14 protein-coding genes are annotated in these 15,528 nt (G+C 73.4%); 12 read left to right on the top strand and 2 right to left on the bottom strand.

All coding sequences use genetic code 11. From position 1 onward, the window contains the following. The first annotated feature begins 164 nt into the window (after positions 1-164). Together ACQPW6_RS01130 and ACQPW6_RS01125 are read left to right on the top strand one after the other, a co-directional pair. On the top strand, positions 165-608 hold the full coding sequence (locus tag ACQPW6_RS01130) for a DUF6069 family protein (RefSeq protein ID WP_433887591.1): 444 nt from the start codon (positions 165-167) through the stop codon (positions 606-608). Positions 609-828: 220 nt separating this feature from the next. Beyond that, positions 829-1,260, top strand: a complete 432-nt coding sequence (locus ACQPW6_RS01125; RefSeq protein ID WP_433887590.1) for an Asp23/Gls24 family envelope stress response protein — start codon at positions 829-831, stop codon at positions 1,258-1,260. 48 nt (positions 1,261-1,308) lie between these two features. Here the strand turns inward: ACQPW6_RS01125 and ACQPW6_RS01120 are convergent, their stop codons facing one another. Further along, positions 1,309-2,670 carry a PP2C family protein-serine/threonine phosphatase gene (locus tag ACQPW6_RS01120; RefSeq protein WP_433887589.1) on the bottom strand — a complete coding sequence of 454 codons (1,362 nt, stop codon included), beginning with the start codon at positions 2,668-2,670 and terminating at the stop codon, positions 1,309-1,311. 293 nt (positions 2,671-2,963) lie between these two features. Here ACQPW6_RS01120 and ACQPW6_RS01115 point away from each other — a divergent pair, with 293 nt between their 5' ends. The 3 genes from ACQPW6_RS01115 to ACQPW6_RS01105 all read left to right on the top strand — a co-directional run bounded on the left by ACQPW6_RS01115 (position 2,964) and on the right by ACQPW6_RS01105 (position 5,319). Continuing rightward, positions 2,964-4,139, top strand: coding sequence for an alanine--tRNA ligase-related protein (locus ACQPW6_RS01115; protein WP_433887588.1), 1,176 nt, complete (start codon positions 2,964-2,966; stop codon positions 4,137-4,139). Positions 4,140-4,228: 89 nt separating this feature from the next. Next, on the top strand, positions 4,229-4,792 hold the full coding sequence (locus ACQPW6_RS01110; protein ID WP_433887587.1) for a dihydrofolate reductase family protein: 564 nt from the start codon (positions 4,229-4,231) through the stop codon (positions 4,790-4,792). Positions 4,793-4,911: 119 nt separating this feature from the next. Continuing rightward, positions 4,912-5,319, top strand: coding sequence for a rodlin (locus ACQPW6_RS01105; RefSeq protein ID WP_433887586.1), 408 nt, complete (start codon positions 4,912-4,914; stop codon positions 5,317-5,319). A gap of 83 nt (positions 5,320-5,402) precedes the next feature. Here ACQPW6_RS01105 and ACQPW6_RS01100 read toward each other — a convergent pair whose 3' ends face one another. Next, positions 5,403-7,136 (bottom strand): exo-alpha-sialidase, encoded by a 1,734-nt coding sequence (locus tag ACQPW6_RS01100; protein WP_433887585.1) that lies wholly within the window; start codon positions 7,134-7,136, stop codon positions 5,403-5,405. A 328-nt stretch (positions 7,137-7,464) separates the two neighbouring features. On the opposite strand from ACQPW6_RS01100, the gene ACQPW6_RS01095 reads away from it, so the two are divergent. The 7 genes from ACQPW6_RS01095 to ACQPW6_RS01065 are packed head-to-tail and all read left to right on the top strand — an operon-like array spanning position 7,465 to position 15,484. Then, complete coding sequence (locus tag ACQPW6_RS01095) at positions 7,465-8,604, top strand: LacI family DNA-binding transcriptional regulator (protein WP_433887584.1); 1,140 nt, start codon at positions 7,465-7,467, stop codon at positions 8,602-8,604. Between the two features lie 17 nt (positions 8,605-8,621). After that, positions 8,622-10,229 (top strand): FAD-dependent oxidoreductase, encoded by a 1,608-nt coding sequence (locus ACQPW6_RS01090; RefSeq protein WP_433894385.1) that lies wholly within the window; start codon positions 8,622-8,624, stop codon positions 10,227-10,229. Further along, entirely contained in the window at positions 10,229-11,152 is a 924-nt protein-coding gene (locus ACQPW6_RS01085) for an ABC transporter permease (RefSeq protein WP_433887583.1), read from the top strand. Before ACQPW6_RS01090 ends, ACQPW6_RS01085 begins: the two co-directional genes overlap by 1 nt. Position 11,153: 1 nt before the next feature. Then, positions 11,154-12,071 carry an ABC transporter permease gene (locus ACQPW6_RS01080; protein ID WP_433887582.1) on the top strand — a complete coding sequence of 306 codons (918 nt, stop codon included), beginning with the start codon at positions 11,154-11,156 and terminating at the stop codon, positions 12,069-12,071. An 11-nt stretch (positions 12,072-12,082) separates the two neighbouring features. Then, entirely contained in the window at positions 12,083-13,618 is a 1,536-nt protein-coding gene (locus tag ACQPW6_RS01075) for an ABC transporter substrate-binding protein (protein WP_433887581.1), read from the top strand. Beyond that, positions 13,615-14,646: an ABC transporter ATP-binding protein gene (locus ACQPW6_RS01070; protein ID WP_433887580.1), complete on the top strand. Its 1,032-nt coding sequence runs from the start codon at positions 13,615-13,617 to the stop codon at positions 14,644-14,646. Before ACQPW6_RS01075 ends, ACQPW6_RS01070 begins: the two co-directional genes overlap by 4 nt. After that, complete coding sequence (locus ACQPW6_RS01065) at positions 14,639-15,484, top strand: ABC transporter ATP-binding protein (protein WP_433887579.1); 846 nt, start codon at positions 14,639-14,641, stop codon at positions 15,482-15,484. The genes ACQPW6_RS01070 and ACQPW6_RS01065 overlap by 8 nt, the downstream gene beginning before the upstream one ends. Positions 15,485-15,528: the final 44 nt, after the last annotated feature.

The raw sequence follows: 15,528 nt of genomic DNA, 5'->3' as shown, positions 1-15,528 counted from the left end.
GGGCACCGGCCGCCTCGTGGACCGGGCCGGTGAGATCGCCCGGTCCTGAGCCGGGGCGCGAAAACGCCCTCGCGGCGGTGTCGATCCGCGGGTGCCCCGTTCGACAGAAAGGTGACAGCACGATCCGGCCGGCGCCGGATCCGTCCCCCAGAAGGAGAACGGTCATGAGCACACAGACGCAATCCAACCTCACCGCCGCCCCGGCGACCGCCGCGACGACGACACGGGCGCGGTGGCAGCCGCGCGCCGCCGCCGTGGTGGCGGCCACGCTGCTGCCGGCGGCCGTCTGGCCGGTGGCGCACGCGCTGGGCGCGGGCTTCGTCCTCAAGGACTCGACGGGTTCGGTGACCATCAGCCTGCCGATCGTCCTGGTCTTCTCGCTGCTGTTCGCCCTGCTGGGCTGGGGTTCCCTCGCGGTCCTGGAACGCCGGGTGCGGCGCGCCCCGGCGCGCTGGACCGGCCTGGCCGCGGCGGTCGCGCTGCTCTCGCTGGTCCCGGTGCTGCTGGAGAACGCCACCGGCGGCACCAAGACGGCACTGATGCTGATCCACCTCACCGTCGCGGCCGCGCTGATCCCCCTGCTGCGGCGGACGACCGGCGCCAGGTGACGCCGCGTCCCGTCGTGAAAGGGCCCGCGAGCCCGCGGCGGGGCGCTGGGCCACTGGAGTGGCGAGGCCGGGGGAGCGGCGGCACAGTGGATGGGGGCCCGGTTCTCCCTGGTGACGGGCGCGTGCAGGGCACGAAGCACGCGGCTCGCGCGGACCGGTTCAGGTCCGCACCGGAGTCGGGCCGCGACCGCCCCACCCATCCAGCGAAGGGGTTTTCCCCATGACAACCACCGACAACCTGTCCCGCACCGGCCCGGCGTCCAAGAAGGAGACCGCGGGCAAGACGACCATCGCGGACTCCGTGGTGGCGACCATCGCCGGTATCGCCACCCGCGAGGTCGACGCCGTGCACGCGATGGGCGGCGGCGGCGCCCGCGCGGTGGGCGCGGTACGCGACAAGGTCGCCCGCTCCGAGGACCCGACCCGCGGCGTCAAGGTCGAGGTCGGCGAGAAGCAGGCCGCCCTGGACCTGGACATCGTGGTCCAGTACGGCGCGCCGATCGACGAGGCGGCCACCGAGATCCGGTCCGACGTCACCAAGGCCGTGGAGCGGATGACCGGCCTTGAGGTCGTCGAGATCAACATCAACGTCCGCGACGTCCGGCTCCCCGACGACGACACCGACGAAGAGGACGAGTCCCGGGTCCAGTGACCCTGGGCGGCGGCCCGGCGCTCCCGGTGCGGAGGTACCCGGACCCGCTCAGTCCTCCTCCTCCACCACGGCGGTGACCGGACCCTCCTCGGCGGCCGGCAGCCGCACCGCGATCAGGGCGATGTCGTCGGTGCTGTCCTCGCCGAGGCCCGCCATCAGCTCGTCGCAGAACGTGGCGAGCGGGGCCCGGGCCAGGGCCGCCGCGTGCTGCCGCAGCCGGGTCATGCCGTCGTCCAGGTTCTCGCCGCGGCGCTCGATCAGGCCGTCGGTGTAGAGCAGCACCGTGGAGTCCGGCGGCAGCGGCTCGACGGCGTCCGGCCGGATGGTCTCGGGGGCGGCGCCGAGCAGCAGGCTCCGGCCGTCGGTCAGGTAGCGGGTGTCGCCCTGCGCGGTGACCAGCAGCGGGGCCACATGCCCGGCCGCCGCGTACTCCAGCAGCCATGGACCGTGCGGCTGCGGCTTGGTGAGCAGGCCGTACAGGCAGGTCAGGGTCTGCCCGGGGTAGAGGATCTCGTTCGCCGCGTCGAGCCTGGCCAGGATCTTGCCCGGCGGTTCCTTGCGGTCGCAGGCGATGCCGCGCAGCATGTTGCGCATCTGGCTCATGGCGACCGCGGACTTCAGGTCGTGGCCGGTGACGTCGCCGATGATCAGCGTCAGCACGTCGTCCGGCAGCGGGAAGGCGTCGTACCAGTCGCCGCCGACCTCGGCGCTGGCCCGGGCGGGGGAGTAGCGCGCGGCGACCTCGACCGGACCGTCGTGCGGCAGGTCGGGCAGCAGCGAGCGCTGCAGGTGCTCGGCGGTGTGCGCGATCTGGGCGTGCAGCCGGGCGTTGTCGACCGTCATGGCGATCCGGTGGCCGAGATCCTCCAGGAACCGCAGCTGCTGCTGCTCGTCGTTGCCGTCCGGGCCGGTACGCACCAGGGTCAGCACGCCGAGCACCCGGCGGCGGGCCCGCAGCGGCACCAGGATCGCGCTGTGCGCGCCGAGCTGCTCGAAGGTCTGGAGCTCGACCCGGTGCAGCGCGTCCAGGGCGGCCTCCGGCGCGGGGAACTCCGTCACCCGCAGCGGCCCGGCGCCCCGCAGCGCCCGGGCCAGCGGCGCCTGCGAGGAGGAGTCGGCGGCCGGCAGCGGGGCCTCGAGGAAGGCGGCGGGCAGCGCGTCCGGCTCGCGGTGCTCGATCACCACCCGGCGCAGCCGGTCCTCGTCATCCATCAGATCGATCGCGCACCAGTCGGCCAGCGACGGCACCAGCACCCGGGACAGCCGGCGCAGCCCCGGTTCCAGTTCCAGCGTGCTCGACAGCGCCTCGGAGGCGTTGGCCACCAGCGTCAGCCGGTCCAGGGCGTCCTGCACCGCCCGGTCCACCTCGAAGGCGTCGCTTCCGTGCTCGTCGCCGTGCTCCGTGGTCACTCGTACCTCCTGTCACGGGCCTGCGGCCGTCCGAACGCCTGATCGCATGTACCGAGGGCCACCGGCAGCTTAATCGGGTGCGCCCGGCAGCCCCCCTTGTTACGCTCCGTGCCATGGAGACCGTCACCCGAATCAGCACCGCGACCGCGCGAGCGACCAGCTCGCCGGCCGCCGCCGCCTGACCTCTCCTCTTCCCCGGCGACCGGAAACGGTCCGCCGGGGTGTCGTCGACACATCGCTCACTCACCGTGCCCGCGGTCCCTTTCCGGTCCCCTGACCGCAAGGACACCGCCATGGACACCGAGCAGACCGTCAGCACGTTCATCGACTTCTTCCACGACCGCGGACACCGGCACCTCACCGGGGACACCCTCGTCAGGCCGCCCGGCGACTCCGTGCTGTTCACCACCTCCGGCATGCACCCGCTGACCCCTTACCTGCTGGGCCGCCCGCACCCGCTCGGGCAGCGGCTGACCAGCAGGCAGCGCTGCCTGCGGACCACCGACCTGGACGAGATCGGCGACGGCACGCACCTGACCGTCTTCGAGATGCTGGGCTCGTGGTCGCTCGGCGACTACGAGGGACCGCAGAGCCTGCGGTGGGGCCACGAGCTGCTGACCGGCGGCTTCGGCCTCGATCCGGAACTGCTGCACGCCACCGTCTTCGGCGGCGACAGCCAGACCGGCGAGGACACCGGCTCGCTGCGCACCTGGCAGGAGCTGGGCGTGCCGGTGGAGCCGACCGTCGAGGACAACTGGTGGTCCAACGGGCCGACCGGGCCGTGCGGCCCCGACTCGGAGATCTTCCTGTGGACCGGTGACGGACCGCCGCAGGGCACGCCGACCACCGACCCGCGCTGGGTCGAGATCTGGAACCACGTGACCATGCGCTACCACCGCGGCGAGGACGGCGGCCTGCGCCCGCTGAGCCGGCCGAGCGTGGACACCGGCATGGGCCTCGACCGGCTGACGATGCTGCTCCAGGGCAAGCGCTCGGTCTTCGACACCGACACGTTCCACCCCTGGATGACCGCCCTGCCACCGCTGTGGGGCCTGTCCGACGAGAGCTCGCTGCGCCTGGTGGTCGACCATCTGCGGTCGGCCCTCGTGGTGATCGGCGACGGGGTGCTGCCGTCCAACACCGGCCGCGGCTACGTACTGCGCCGGCTGACCCGGCGCGCCCTGACCACCCTGTGGCGCGACGACCCGTCCCGTACGGTCGCCGACCTGCCGCCTGAGCTGATCGAGCACACCCGGCGCCGCTTCCGGCAGACCGCCGGCGTGCAGCAGGTGCACACCGTCCTGCTCGACGAGCAGCAGCGCTTCCGCCGGCTGCTGGAACGAGGGCGGCAGGTGCTGCGGGGCAGCAGGTTCTCCGGGCCGCTGCGGGACGAGGACTTCGGCTATCTGCACGACACCCACGGCCTGCCCCGCGACCTGGTCACCACCCTGCTGCGCGAGCGGGACTGACCGGCGCCCGGCCGCCCACCGCCGGCCGCCCACCGCCGGCCGGGCCCGGCCGGCCGGGCGTTGTCGGACCCCGATGGCAGGCTGTAACGATGACCAGAACGCGCTACTACACGGCCACCACCATCGACGGGTACATCGCGGACGAACACAACTCGCTGGACTGGCTCTTCGAGGTCCCCGGCGAGCGCGACAGCGACGAGCCCGAGGGGTTCGCCGACTTCTTCTCCGGCATCGGCGCCTTCGCCCTGGGCGCCACGACGTACGAGTGGATGCTCGAAAACGAGGAGATGGCCGCGAAGCCGGAGAAGTGGCAGCGCTGGTACGGGAGCACGCCGGTATGGGTGTTCACCCACCGCGAGCTGCCGCGGATCCCCGGCGTGGACATCACCTTCGTCCAGGGCGATGTCCGCGCCGTCCACCAGGACATGGCGGCGGCGGCCGGTGACGGCGACATCTGGCTGATGGGCGGCGGCGAGCTGGTCGGCAGCTTCGCCGACGAGGGCCTGCTCGACGAACTGGTGCTGACCGTGGCGCCGGTGACCCTCGGCGCCGGCGCCGCGCTGCTGCCCCGCCGGCTGACCTCGGCGCGGCTGAAGCTCACCGGTGTGCAGCAGCGCGGGCAGTTCGCGGAGCTGCGCTACGCGGTCGGTTGATCGGACCGCGGCGTCAGCGCGGGCGTGCGGCCCGCCGTCGGTCGGGTGAATGCGGTGCGGGTGCGGGACGGTGACACTACGTTCGGACTCCTCACTGTTTCACCCCTGATGGGAGAGTTATGCGTACTCGTACGGTCCTGGCCACCTGTGGTCTGGCTGCGGCAGTCGTGGCCGGTGGCGCCGGAGCCGCCTCGGCCACGACCAACGACCAGGGCACCACGACCGCCAACGGCAACGGCGCGGTGCAGGCGTACGGCAACACGGCCACCGGCGGGGTGCAGAGCCCGCAGGTCGGCCTGGTGCAGGGCTCGTTGAACAAGCTGTGCGTCGGCGTGCCGGCCAAGGCGAACGTCGGCTCGCTGGTCGGCATCCTGGTGCCGGTCACCGCGCAGGACATCAACGTCCTCACCTCGCCGCAGAACCAGCAGTGCGCCGAGGGCTCGACCCAGAGCAAGGGCGACGAGCAGCTGTCGCACATCGCGGACGACATCCCGGTGCTGTCCGGCAACGGCGCCGACAACGGCTGATCCGGCCCCGCGGGCGGCCGGCCGTCGTCGTCAACTCGCCGGCCGCCCGCGGCACATGCGCCGCGGGCGAACCGACGAGGCGCTCAGGAGCGCAGGGCCAGATAGTCCAGCTCGATGTCCCCGAGGGCGCCGGAGCCGGTGCCCGCCGCCACCGCGACCGTCACCGTGTAGGTGCCCGGCCGGCGGAAGTAGTGCCGGCCGCAGCCCGACTCCCCGTAGCCGGTTCCGTCGGCGAGCGCCGTGGAGAACGCCACCGGGTCCGCGCCGCCCACCGCGGCGGTCAGCGTCGGCCCGCCCGGGGCCAGCCGGCAGCGCGCCACCAGCTCGTAACTGCCCGGCACCCGCACGTCGATCCGGAAGGTGACCGACGCGCCGGCGGTGGCGCCGCGCAGCAGCAGCCCGCGCCGGCCCGCCGCGTAGACGTCCGCGGTGCGGGCGGTGCGCAGCCCGGTGCTGGTGTGCGTGACGGGGGTCGACTCCGCCTCGTAGCGGTACTCGTGCCACTGCGGGCCCGACCGCTCGCCGTCCCGGCCGCCGGTCAGCCAGGCCAGGTCGAAGCGGGCCAGGCTGACATGGTCGATGGGCCGGCCGGCCGAGGTGTCCCTGCCGTAGAGCACCAGCGCGGTGCCGTCCGGCAGGTGCGCGATGTCGGAGTAGGTGGCGGGCCCGGCGAAGACGACCTTCTCGTAGGGGAAGCTGCGCCCCTCGTCGTAGCTGACGCTGACCGTCAGGTTCTCCCGGGCGGTGGTGCTGTCGGGGCGGCTGAACAGCAGCCGGGACACCCCGCGCCCGCCGGGGCCGCCGCTGAGCCGGGCGAGGCCGGAGTCCACCGCGGTGTACAGCCGGATCGCCGGGTCGAAGACCGGCGGCGCCCAGCTGCGGCCGCGGTCGGTGCTGACCGAGGTGATCCGCGGGTGCACCCCGCCGCTCGAGTACCTGCCGTTGAGGACCACGGCGCCGTCGGAGCGTTCGAACAGTCGCGCCTCGTTCACCGGGTAGGCCGGGTCCACCGGTATGTAGCCGCCCGCCTGCCAGGTCAGGCCGTGGTCGTCGCTGGTGATCACGCTCGCCCCGTAGGCGCGCTCCGCCGCCGGCAGCGAGACCGGGCCCCGGTGCCAGACCTGTACGAGCAGCCGGCCGTCGGACAGCGCGATGCCGTGGCCGGGGCCGGGCAGGTGGAACGGCCGGGCGGCCGGGTCGGCGGCGAACAGGCCGGTGACCTCGGTACGGTCCGACCAGCTGCGGCCGTCGTCCCGGCTGGCGCGGAAGAACACCCGGCTGCTGTTGTTGCCGGCGTTCAGCGCGTAGAAGAGCAGCACCCGGCCGGTCAGCGGGTCGGCCACCATCGTCGGGTTGGCCCAGCACTGGCCGCCGACACTCGGCTCCACCAGTACGGATTCCGGCCAGCTCGCGCCGCCGTCCGTGCTGCGCTTCACCGCGATGTGGTGCGCCCCGGTGTCCGACGGGTCGAGCCGGGCCTCGCTGCACGCCAGGACGGTGCCCCGCGCGGTCACCACCACGCCGTACAGGAAGTGCTCGACGGCACCGTCCTCACCGGCCGACCACACCACGGACTCGGCGAACCGGCCCGAAGCGGATTCCGCGCCGCGGGCCGGCACCAGGCCGGGCGCCGACGGCGCCACCGCCTGCCCGGTCCGCGCCACCGCCGGGCCGCCGCGCGCGAACGCCGGCCCGGCCCCGAACACCACCGCCCCTGCCGACACCCCCGCGGCGGCCAGCACGCCGCGCCGCCGCGGACCGCCGCCCTCGCCACCGGCTGCCCGCTGGCCCGGGACTGCCCCTTCGATTCGCGTCACGGTTGCTGCCTCCTCCGCCCGGTACCGGCATCCGGGTGGGACCCGCGGAGAACCAGCTACTGATGGGCATTAGGTACGGCCGACGGGCCGGCCGTCGTATTGCGAGGCACCTTGGTTCGTCGGAAGGCCACTGTCAAGGGTTCGCAGCGTAGTCATCGAGCCGCCGGCCGCCGACCTGCCATGTTGCTCCTAATGGCTATTAGAACTGGGACTTTTTCCCATTGGACGTGACCAAGCCCTTGACATGCCCGTAACGCAGTGTCAACCATGGCCGTACTCCCTCCGCCCGTCGGCGGAGCCTGGACCTAATACGCATAGGGAATCGTTGATGACGCCAGCTGACCCGCCCGCGGCCCCGCGCCGCCGCCCCACCCAGACCGAGATCGCCCGGATAGCCGGCGTGAGCCAGGCCACGGTCTCGCTCGTGCTCAACGGGCGGGACGACGAGCTGAGCGAGGCCACCCGGCAGCGGGTCCGCGAGGTGCTGCAACGCGTCGGCTACGTCGCCAACCCCGTCGCCCGGGTACTGGCCGGCGGCCAGAACCGGATCCTGGGCATCCACACCTTCGAGCAGGTCTTCCCGCTGCACAGCGGCGACTTCTACTTCCCGTTCCTGCTCGGCGTCGAGGAGGAGGCCGAGCGGCAGGGCTACGACCTGCTGATGTTCACCAGCGCCGGCGGCAGCCGCCGGGTGTTCAGCGGCGGCGCCACCCGGCTGGAGCTCGCCGACGGGTCGCTGCTGCTCGGCCGCCGCCCCGACCTGGAGGAGATCGGCCGGCTCGCCGAGATGGAGTACCCGTTCGTCTACATCGGCCACCGCGACCTGCCGGGCCGCGGCATCTCCTACGTGGCCGCCGACTACGCCACCGCCACCGCCGAGGCCACCCGCCGGCTGCTGGAGGCCGGCCACCGCCGGATCGCCTACGTGCGCTACGGCGAGAGCGTCGGCCAGCCCGGCATCGACCGCCTCGAAGGCTTCCGGGCGGTGGCCCGCGAGGAGCGGCTGACCTCCGCCGCGTCACCGCTGTGGAACGTGGACGGGCCCGCGGACGTCGAGGGCCTGCTCGACGACGTCCGCGAGTCGCACACCACGGCGCTGCTGGTCGAGCAGCAGCAGCTCGCCGAGCTGCTGCGGGCCGCCTGCCGCAGCCGGGGCCTGCGGATCCCCGACGACCTGAGCATCGCCGTGCTCGGCGACTCCATCGGCGCCCAGCGGCCCGACCCCGGCTGGTCCGGATTCCACGTACCGCGCCGCGAGATGGGCGCCTCCGCCACCCGGCTGCTGATCGCGCAGCTGCGCGGCGACGTGGCCGCCCCCGCCGTCCGCTCGATCCCGTGCAGGACCGTGGACGGCTCGACCATCGCCGCCCCGCGCACCGCGCCCGGCGCCGCCAGGCCGGCCGCCCGCCGGGCGCCGCAGCCACCGCCGGGCGAGCAGCCCGGCGGCGCGCGGAAGGCGGCCCAGTGAGCCGCGGCGGCGCCGGCATCCCCCGGCGCACCGAGATCCTCGTGGTCGGCGGCGGCCTCGGCGGGGTCGCGGCGGCCCTCGCGGCGCTGCGCCGCGGCCGGCAGGTCGTGCTGACCGAGCCGACCGACTGGCTCGGCGGCCAGCTGACCAGCCAGGCGGTACCGCCCGACGAGCACCAGTGGATCGAGCAGTTCGGCTGCACCGCGACCTACCGGCAGCTGCGCAACGGCATCAGGGCGTTCTACCGCGAGCACTACCCGCTGACCGAGGCCGCCCGCTCGGTACGGCACCTCAACCCCGGCGAGGGCCGGGTCTCCGCGCTCTGCCACGAGCCCCGGGTCGCCGTCGCCGTGATCGACAGCATGCTCGCGCCCTACCGCTCCAACGGCCGGCTGACGGTGCTGCTGCGCCACCACCCCGTCGCCGCCGACACCGAGGGCGACCGGGTGCTCGGCGTGACGCTGCGCGGCCCCGACGGCACCGACACCCACGTCACCGCCGGCTACGTCCTGGACGCCACCGAGCTCGGCGACCTGCTGCCGCTGACCGGCACCGAGCACGTCACCGGCTTCGAGTCGGCCGCCGACACCGGCGAGCCGCACGCGCCGGCCGCCGCGCAGCCCGACAACATGCAGGCGATCTCGCACTGCTTCGCGCTGGAGTACCGGGCCGGCGAGGACCACACCATAGACAAGCCCGAGTCGTTCGGCTTCTGGCAGTCCTACCGGCCGCCGTTCTGGCCCGGCCCGCTGCTCGGCCTCAGCGCCCCCGACCCGCGCACCCTGGAGCCGGGCACCCGCGAGTTCGTCCCGGACGCCCCGGTCACCGACGTGCCGGTGCTGGCCGACCAGAGCCGCGACCCCGGCGACCGCGAACTGTGGTCCTTCCGCCGGATCTTCTCCCGCCGGCTGTACCGGCCCGGCTTCGCCGGCTCCGACATCAGCCTGGTCAACTGGCCGATGACCGACTACTTCGAGGGCCCGGTGATCGGCGACGACCCGGCCGAGACCGCCCGCCACCTGCGCGGTGCCCGCGAGCTGAGCCTGTCGATGCTGTACTGGCTGCAGACCGAGGCGCCGCGCCCCGACGGCGGCACCGGCTGGCCGGGCCTGCGGCTGCGCGGCGACGTGCTGGGCACCGAGGACGGCCTGGCGAAGGCGCCGTACGTACGCGAGGCCCGGCGGATCCGCGCCGAGTACACCGTCGTCGAGCAGGACCTGTCGCTCGCGGTGCGCGGCGCGGCCGGGGCGGTGTCCTACCCCGACTCGGTCGGCGTCGGGATGTACCGGATCGACCTGCACCCCTCGACCGGCGGCGACAACTACATCGACGTCGGCTCCTGCCCGTTCCAGATCCCGCTGCGCGCCCTGGTGCCGCAGCGGATGGCGAACCTGCTGCCGGCCGGCAAGAACATCGGCACCACCCACATCACCAACGGCTGCTACCGGCTGCACCCCGTGGAGTGGAACATCGGCGAGGCCGCCGGCGCGCTGGCCGCCCGCTGCCTGACCGACCGGGTGCCGCCGCAGGGCGTCACCGCCGATCCGCGGCGACTCGCCCGCTTCCAGGACGAACTGGCCGCGGACGGCGTCGAGCTGCGCTTCCCCGACGTGCGAGGTTACTGATGACCGTGGTGATCCTCCGCCGGCTGGCCGTGGGCGTCCTCGTGCTGTGGGGCGCGGTCACCGTGATGTTCCTGCTGGTCAGGGTGGCGCCCGGCGACCCCGCGCTGGTGCTCGTCGGCCCCAACGCCAGCCACGCGCAGCTGGTCGCCGAGCGCGCCCAGCTGGGTCTGAACGACTCGCTGATCGTGCAGTACGGCCACTACCTCGGCGACGCGCTGCACGGCGACTTCGGGCAGTCCACCACCCTGTCCCAGCCCGCCATGACCGCGGTGCTCGACCGGACCTGGGCCACCCTGCAACTGGTGCTGACCGCCACCGCCGTCGCGATCGTCGTCGGCATCCCGCTGGGCACCGCGGCCGGCTGGCGGCCCGGCTCGATCCGCGACCGGCTGGTGTCGGCCGGCACCCTCGGCCTCCAGGCGTTGCCGAACTTCTGGGCCGGCATCATGTTCATCCTGCTGTTCAGCGGCACCTGGAACCTGCTGCCGAGCGCCGGCGCCGGCGGCCTGGACCACCTGATCCTGCCCGCGCTGACCCTGGCGCTGCCGTTCGTGGCGATCGTGGCCAGGCTGACCCGCAGCGGGGTGGCCGCGGCCGGCTCCGACGCCTATGTGACCACCGCCCGCGCCAAGGGCATCAGCGAGCGGCGGGTGCTGTTCGGGCACGTGCTCGGCAACTCCCTGCTGCCGGTGGTCACCGTGATCGGCCTGCAGATCGGCGCCCTGATCGGCGGCGACGTGGTGGTCGAGAACGTCTTCTCCTGGCCCGGCATCGGCTCGCTGCTGGTGCAGACCGTCAACAACCGCGACTACAACGTCGTCCAGGCCGCGGCCCTGCTCATCGCGCTGATCGTGGTCGCCCTCAACCTCTGCGTCGACCTGCTCTACCTGCGGCTCGATCCGCGTATCCGGACGGGAGCCTGAGATGTCCACCGCACCCGCCGAACTCCTGCCCGAGTCCGTACCGGCCGCCCCGCCGCGCGGACGCCGCCCCGGACGGCGCTGGGGCCTGTACGTCTCGCTCGCCTTCGTCGCCTTCTACGTGCTCGTCGCCGTCTTCGGGCCGCTGATCGTGGACTACAACCCGGTCACCACCCACCTCACCGACCGGCTGCTGTCGCCCGGCTCGCACACCTCCGACGGCGGCACCGCGTGGCTCGGCACCGACAATGTCGGCCGCGACATCCTCGGGCAGGTGATCGCCGGCGCCCGTACGTCGCTGATCGTCGGCCTGGCCGCGGCCGTCGGGGCCGGGTTGGTGGGGCTGGCCGTCGGCACCGTCAGCGGTTATCTGCGCGGACCGGTCGACGCCGTCGTCATGCGGATCATCGACATCCAGCTGGCGTTCCCGGCGATCCTGCTGGCCATCGTCATCGCGGGACTGTTCGGGCACAGCCTGCCCAACGTGGTGTTCGCCCTCGCCGTCACCCGCTGGATCCCGTTCGCCCGGGTCGCCAGGGCCGGCACCCTGTCCATCCGGGAGCGCGACTGGGTCGCCGCCGCCCGCGTCACCGGGGTGGCCAGACGCCGGATCATCGGCCGGCACATCCTGCCGTTCGTGCTGGCCCCCGCCATCGCCATCAGCACCATCGAGTTCGCCCTGATCATCGTCAGCGAGGCCGGGCTGAGCTTCCTCGGCGTCGGCCTCAAGTCCAGCACCGTGTCCTGGGGGCAGACCATCGCCGCCGGCCAGGACTACCTGAACACCGCGTGGTGGATCTCGACCATCCCCGGTCTCGCGCTGATGGTGCTCGTCGTCGCCATCGGCATCGTCGGAGACCAGCTCACCGACCCGGTCACCAGAAGCACCGCCCGCACCGCCCGTACCGCCCGCTCGTCGTGAGGACATCCGCCGTGAACACCACCCGTACCCGCACCCGCTCCCACCGCCGCGGCATCGCGCTGGCCGCCGCCCTGGCCGCCGTCACCGTCGGCGCCGCCGCCTGCTCGTCCGGCACGTCCACCTCGGGGTCGGGCTCCGGCGGCGGCTCCGGCTCGCTCACCGTCGCCGGCCCGTACCAGATCACCGGCCTCGACCCGTCCGGCACGCTGGCCGCCGACAACGGCACCCAGCTCGCCGCCAAGCAGATCTTCAGCACCCTGGTCATCCGGGACGGCACGAACTACACCCCGGGCCTTGCCACCAGCTGGAAGAGAACCGACGGCGACCGGACCTGGACGTTCCAGCTGCGCCCGTCCGCGACCTTCTCCGACGGCACCCCGGTCACCTCCGACGACGTCAAGCAGAGCGTCGCCCGCGAGGTGAAGCTGGCCGGGCCGCTGGCCGCGCTGTGGACCGGGGTCACCGTCAGCACCCCGGGCAAGAACACCGTCGCCTTCACCGCCAAGGACCCGCAGGGCGCCCTGCTCAGCAAGCTGGGCACGCTCTCGGTGCTGCCGGCCGCCTCGGTGGGAAGGTCCGGCTTCTTCAACAAGCCGGTCGGCAGCGGCCCGTTCGAGGTCAGCTCCTTCACCCCCGGCCAGAAGCTGACCCTGGTGCCCAACCCGAGGTTCTACGGCACCAAGCCGTCGGTGAAGAAGGTGACCATCACCTACATCAGCAACATCTCCGCCCGGGTCACCGCGCTCAAGACCGGTGAGATCCAGGGCACCTGGGGCCTGCCCGACGACCAGATCGCCCAACTCGACGGCCAGGACGGCCTGACCACCAAGACCGTGCCCAGCGACGCCCAGTACACCCTGTGGTTCAACTCCGGGCGCCCCGCCTTCCAGCAGACCGCGGTGCGCCGCGCGCTGTGGCAGGCCGTGGACTACTCCGCGATCATCAAGTCCCTCTACCCGGTGACCGGTACGGCCGCCAAGGCGCCGATCTCCACCACCATCACCGGCTTCGCCGCGCAGGCGCCCTACGCCTACGACCCGGCCGCCGCCAAGGCCGCCCTCACCTCGGCCGGCTTCGACTTCGGCAAGTCCTACCAACTCGCCTACAGCGGGGACGAGTTCACGCCCTTCGCGCAGGCCGTCGCCTCCGACTTCGCCAAGATCGGGGTGAAGGTGGTGCCCACCGAGAAGGAGAAAGCCACCTACCTGTCCGACCTGCTCGCCATGAAGTGGGACATCAACCTCCAGTCGCTGTCGGACGCCACCGGCGACGCCGACTACGTACTCGGCCGGCTCTACACCTGCAAGGCCGCCCGCACCGGCTACTGCAAACACACCCTGGACCAGCAGCTCGCACAGGCCGCCGCCACCGGCGACCAGACCACCCGCGACCAGCTCTACGCCCAGGCGCAGAAGACCATCTGGGACCAGGCGGTCGGCATGTACCCGATGGACGTCCGCATCTCCTACACCTGGCGGGACAACGTCTCCGGCTTCGCCACCTCCACCAACTACCAGCCGTCGTTCGCGGGAGTGAAGGTGTCGTGACCCCTCCGACCGCAGCTCCGCTCCGCAAGGAGGCCGCCGACCGCACCGGCCACCTGCTCGACGTGCACGGCCTGGAGGTCGAGACGCCGGCCGGCGTGCGGATCGTGGACGGCATCGACCTCGCCGTCCGCCGCGGCACCACCCTCGGCCTCGTCGGCGAGTCCGGCAGCGGCAAGTCCGTCACGTCGCTGGCGCTGATCGGACTGCTGCCGCCGGGACTCGCCGCCACCGCCGGCCGGATCGAACTCGACATGCCCGAGACCCGCGGCACCGACCTGCGGACCGCCGACCCCCGGCTGCGCCGCTCGGTGCGCGGCACGTCCATGGCCATGGTCTTCCAGGACTCGCTGACCGCCCTCAACCCGCGGATCCCGGTCGGCCGGCAGGTCGGCGAGATCCTCCGGGTCCGCAAGGGCGCCTCCAAGCACGACGCGGCCGGTGCCGCCGTCGAACTCATGGAGCGGGTGGAGATCCCGCAGGCGGCCCGGCGGGCCGCGGACTACCCGCACCAGCTCTCCGGCGGCCAGCGGCAGCGGGTGCTGATCGCCCTCGCCCTGGCCGGCAGCCCCGATCTGCTGCTCGCCGACGAGCCGACCACCGCCCTCGACGTCACCGTGCAGGCCCGGGTGCTCGCGCTGCTGGCCCGCCTCCAGCGGGAGGAGCGCTTGAGCATGCTGCTGGTCAGCCACGACCTGCGGGTGATGTCCCATGTCGCCCACGACCTGGTCGTGATGTACGCCGGACGGGCCGCCGAGAGCGGACCCGCGGCGGCCGTCCTGGCCCGGCCCCGCCACCCCTACACCCTGGCGCTGGTGCGCAACATCCCCAGCGCCCGCAGCCGGGCCGTGCTGCCGACGCCGCTGACCGGCACCCCGCCGGACCCGGCGGCCCGGCCGGCCGGCTGCCCGTTCCACCCGCGCTGCCCGATGGCCCGCGACCGCTGCCGCACCGAGGTCCCGCGGCTGCGCGAACTGCCCGGCGGGCGCCGCAGCGCCTGCCACTACGCCGAGGAGGTGCCCGATGCCTGACCTGGGCAAGGGGGAGGAGACGGGCGCGGCCCCGGCGTCCGGTGCCGGCACCGAACCGCTCCTCGCGCTGGACGGCCTGACCCACACCTACCGCGCCCGCGGCCGGCGGCGGCGCCCCACCGCGCCGGCCGTCCTAGACGCGAGCCTTGAGGTGCGGACCGGCGAGATCGTCGCCGTGGTGGGGGAGTCGGGCTCGGGGAAGTCCACGCTGGCCAGGATGGTCGTCGGGCTGCTCGCCCCCGACCACGGCGGGATCGCCTTCCGCGGCGAGCCGCTCGCCGTGCACCGCAGCCACCCGCAGCGGCGCGCGATCCAGATGGTCTTCCAGGACCCCAAGTCCTCGCTCAACCCCCGTATGTCGGTCGAGCGCATCCTGTACGAGGTCTGGCAGACGCACCCGGAGGCGGTGCCGCCCGAGGGCCGCGCCGAGGGCGTACGGCGGCTGCTCGGCCGGGTCGGCCTCGACCCGTCGCTGGCCGCCAAGCGGGCCGACGAGATGTCCGGCGGGCAGGCGCAGCGGGTCAGCATCGCCCGCGCCCTGGCGGCCGGACCCGACCTGCTGGTCTGCGACGAGGCGGTCTCCGCGCTCGACGTGTCGGTGCAGACCCAGATCATCACGCTGCTGCTCGAACTGCGCGACAGCCTGGGCCTGTCGCTGCTGTTCATCACCCACGACCTCGGGGTGGTCCGGCAGATCGCCGACCACGTCGTCGTCATGCGGGCCGGCGAGGTCGTCGAACGCGGGCCCGCGGAGGCCGTGTTCACCGCGCCCGCCGAGCCCTACACCCGCGAACTGCTCGGCGCCGCCCTGGAACTCGACCTCGGCGCCCCGGCCTGACCGCGCACCGCGTCCCCCGCCGTCCCACCCCGACCTGAGGAGAA

It is taken from the genome of Streptomyces sp. CA-111067 (assembly GCF_050956065.1).
Taxonomy (GTDB): Bacteria; Actinomycetota; Actinomycetes; order Streptomycetales; family Streptomycetaceae; genus Actinacidiphila.
This window is presented reverse-complemented; position numbering and strand designations above follow the sequence as displayed.

Coding starts and splice junctions, on each gene's coding strand:
- ACQPW6_RS01110 (WP_433887587.1), top strand. CDS start 4,229: ATGACCAGAACGCGCTACTACACGGCCACCACCATCGACGGGTACATC.
- ACQPW6_RS01115 (WP_433887588.1), top strand. CDS start 2,964: ATGGACACCGAGCAGACCGTCAGCACGTTCATCGACTTCTTCCACGAC.
- ACQPW6_RS01095 (WP_433887584.1), top strand. CDS start 7,465: ATGACGCCAGCTGACCCGCCCGCGGCCCCGCGCCGCCGCCCCACCCAG.
- ACQPW6_RS01085 (WP_433887583.1), top strand. CDS start 10,229: ATGACCGTGGTGATCCTCCGCCGGCTGGCCGTGGGCGTCCTCGTGCTG.
- ACQPW6_RS01125 (WP_433887590.1), top strand. CDS start 829: ATGACAACCACCGACAACCTGTCCCGCACCGGCCCGGCGTCCAAGAAG.
- ACQPW6_RS01130 (WP_433887591.1), top strand. CDS start 165: ATGAGCACACAGACGCAATCCAACCTCACCGCCGCCCCGGCGACCGCC.
- ACQPW6_RS01080 (WP_433887582.1), top strand. CDS start 11,154: ATGTCCACCGCACCCGCCGAACTCCTGCCCGAGTCCGTACCGGCCGCC.
- ACQPW6_RS01105 (WP_433887586.1), top strand. CDS start 4,912: ATGCGTACTCGTACGGTCCTGGCCACCTGTGGTCTGGCTGCGGCAGTC.
- ACQPW6_RS01065 (WP_433887579.1), top strand. CDS start 14,639: ATGCCTGACCTGGGCAAGGGGGAGGAGACGGGCGCGGCCCCGGCGTCC.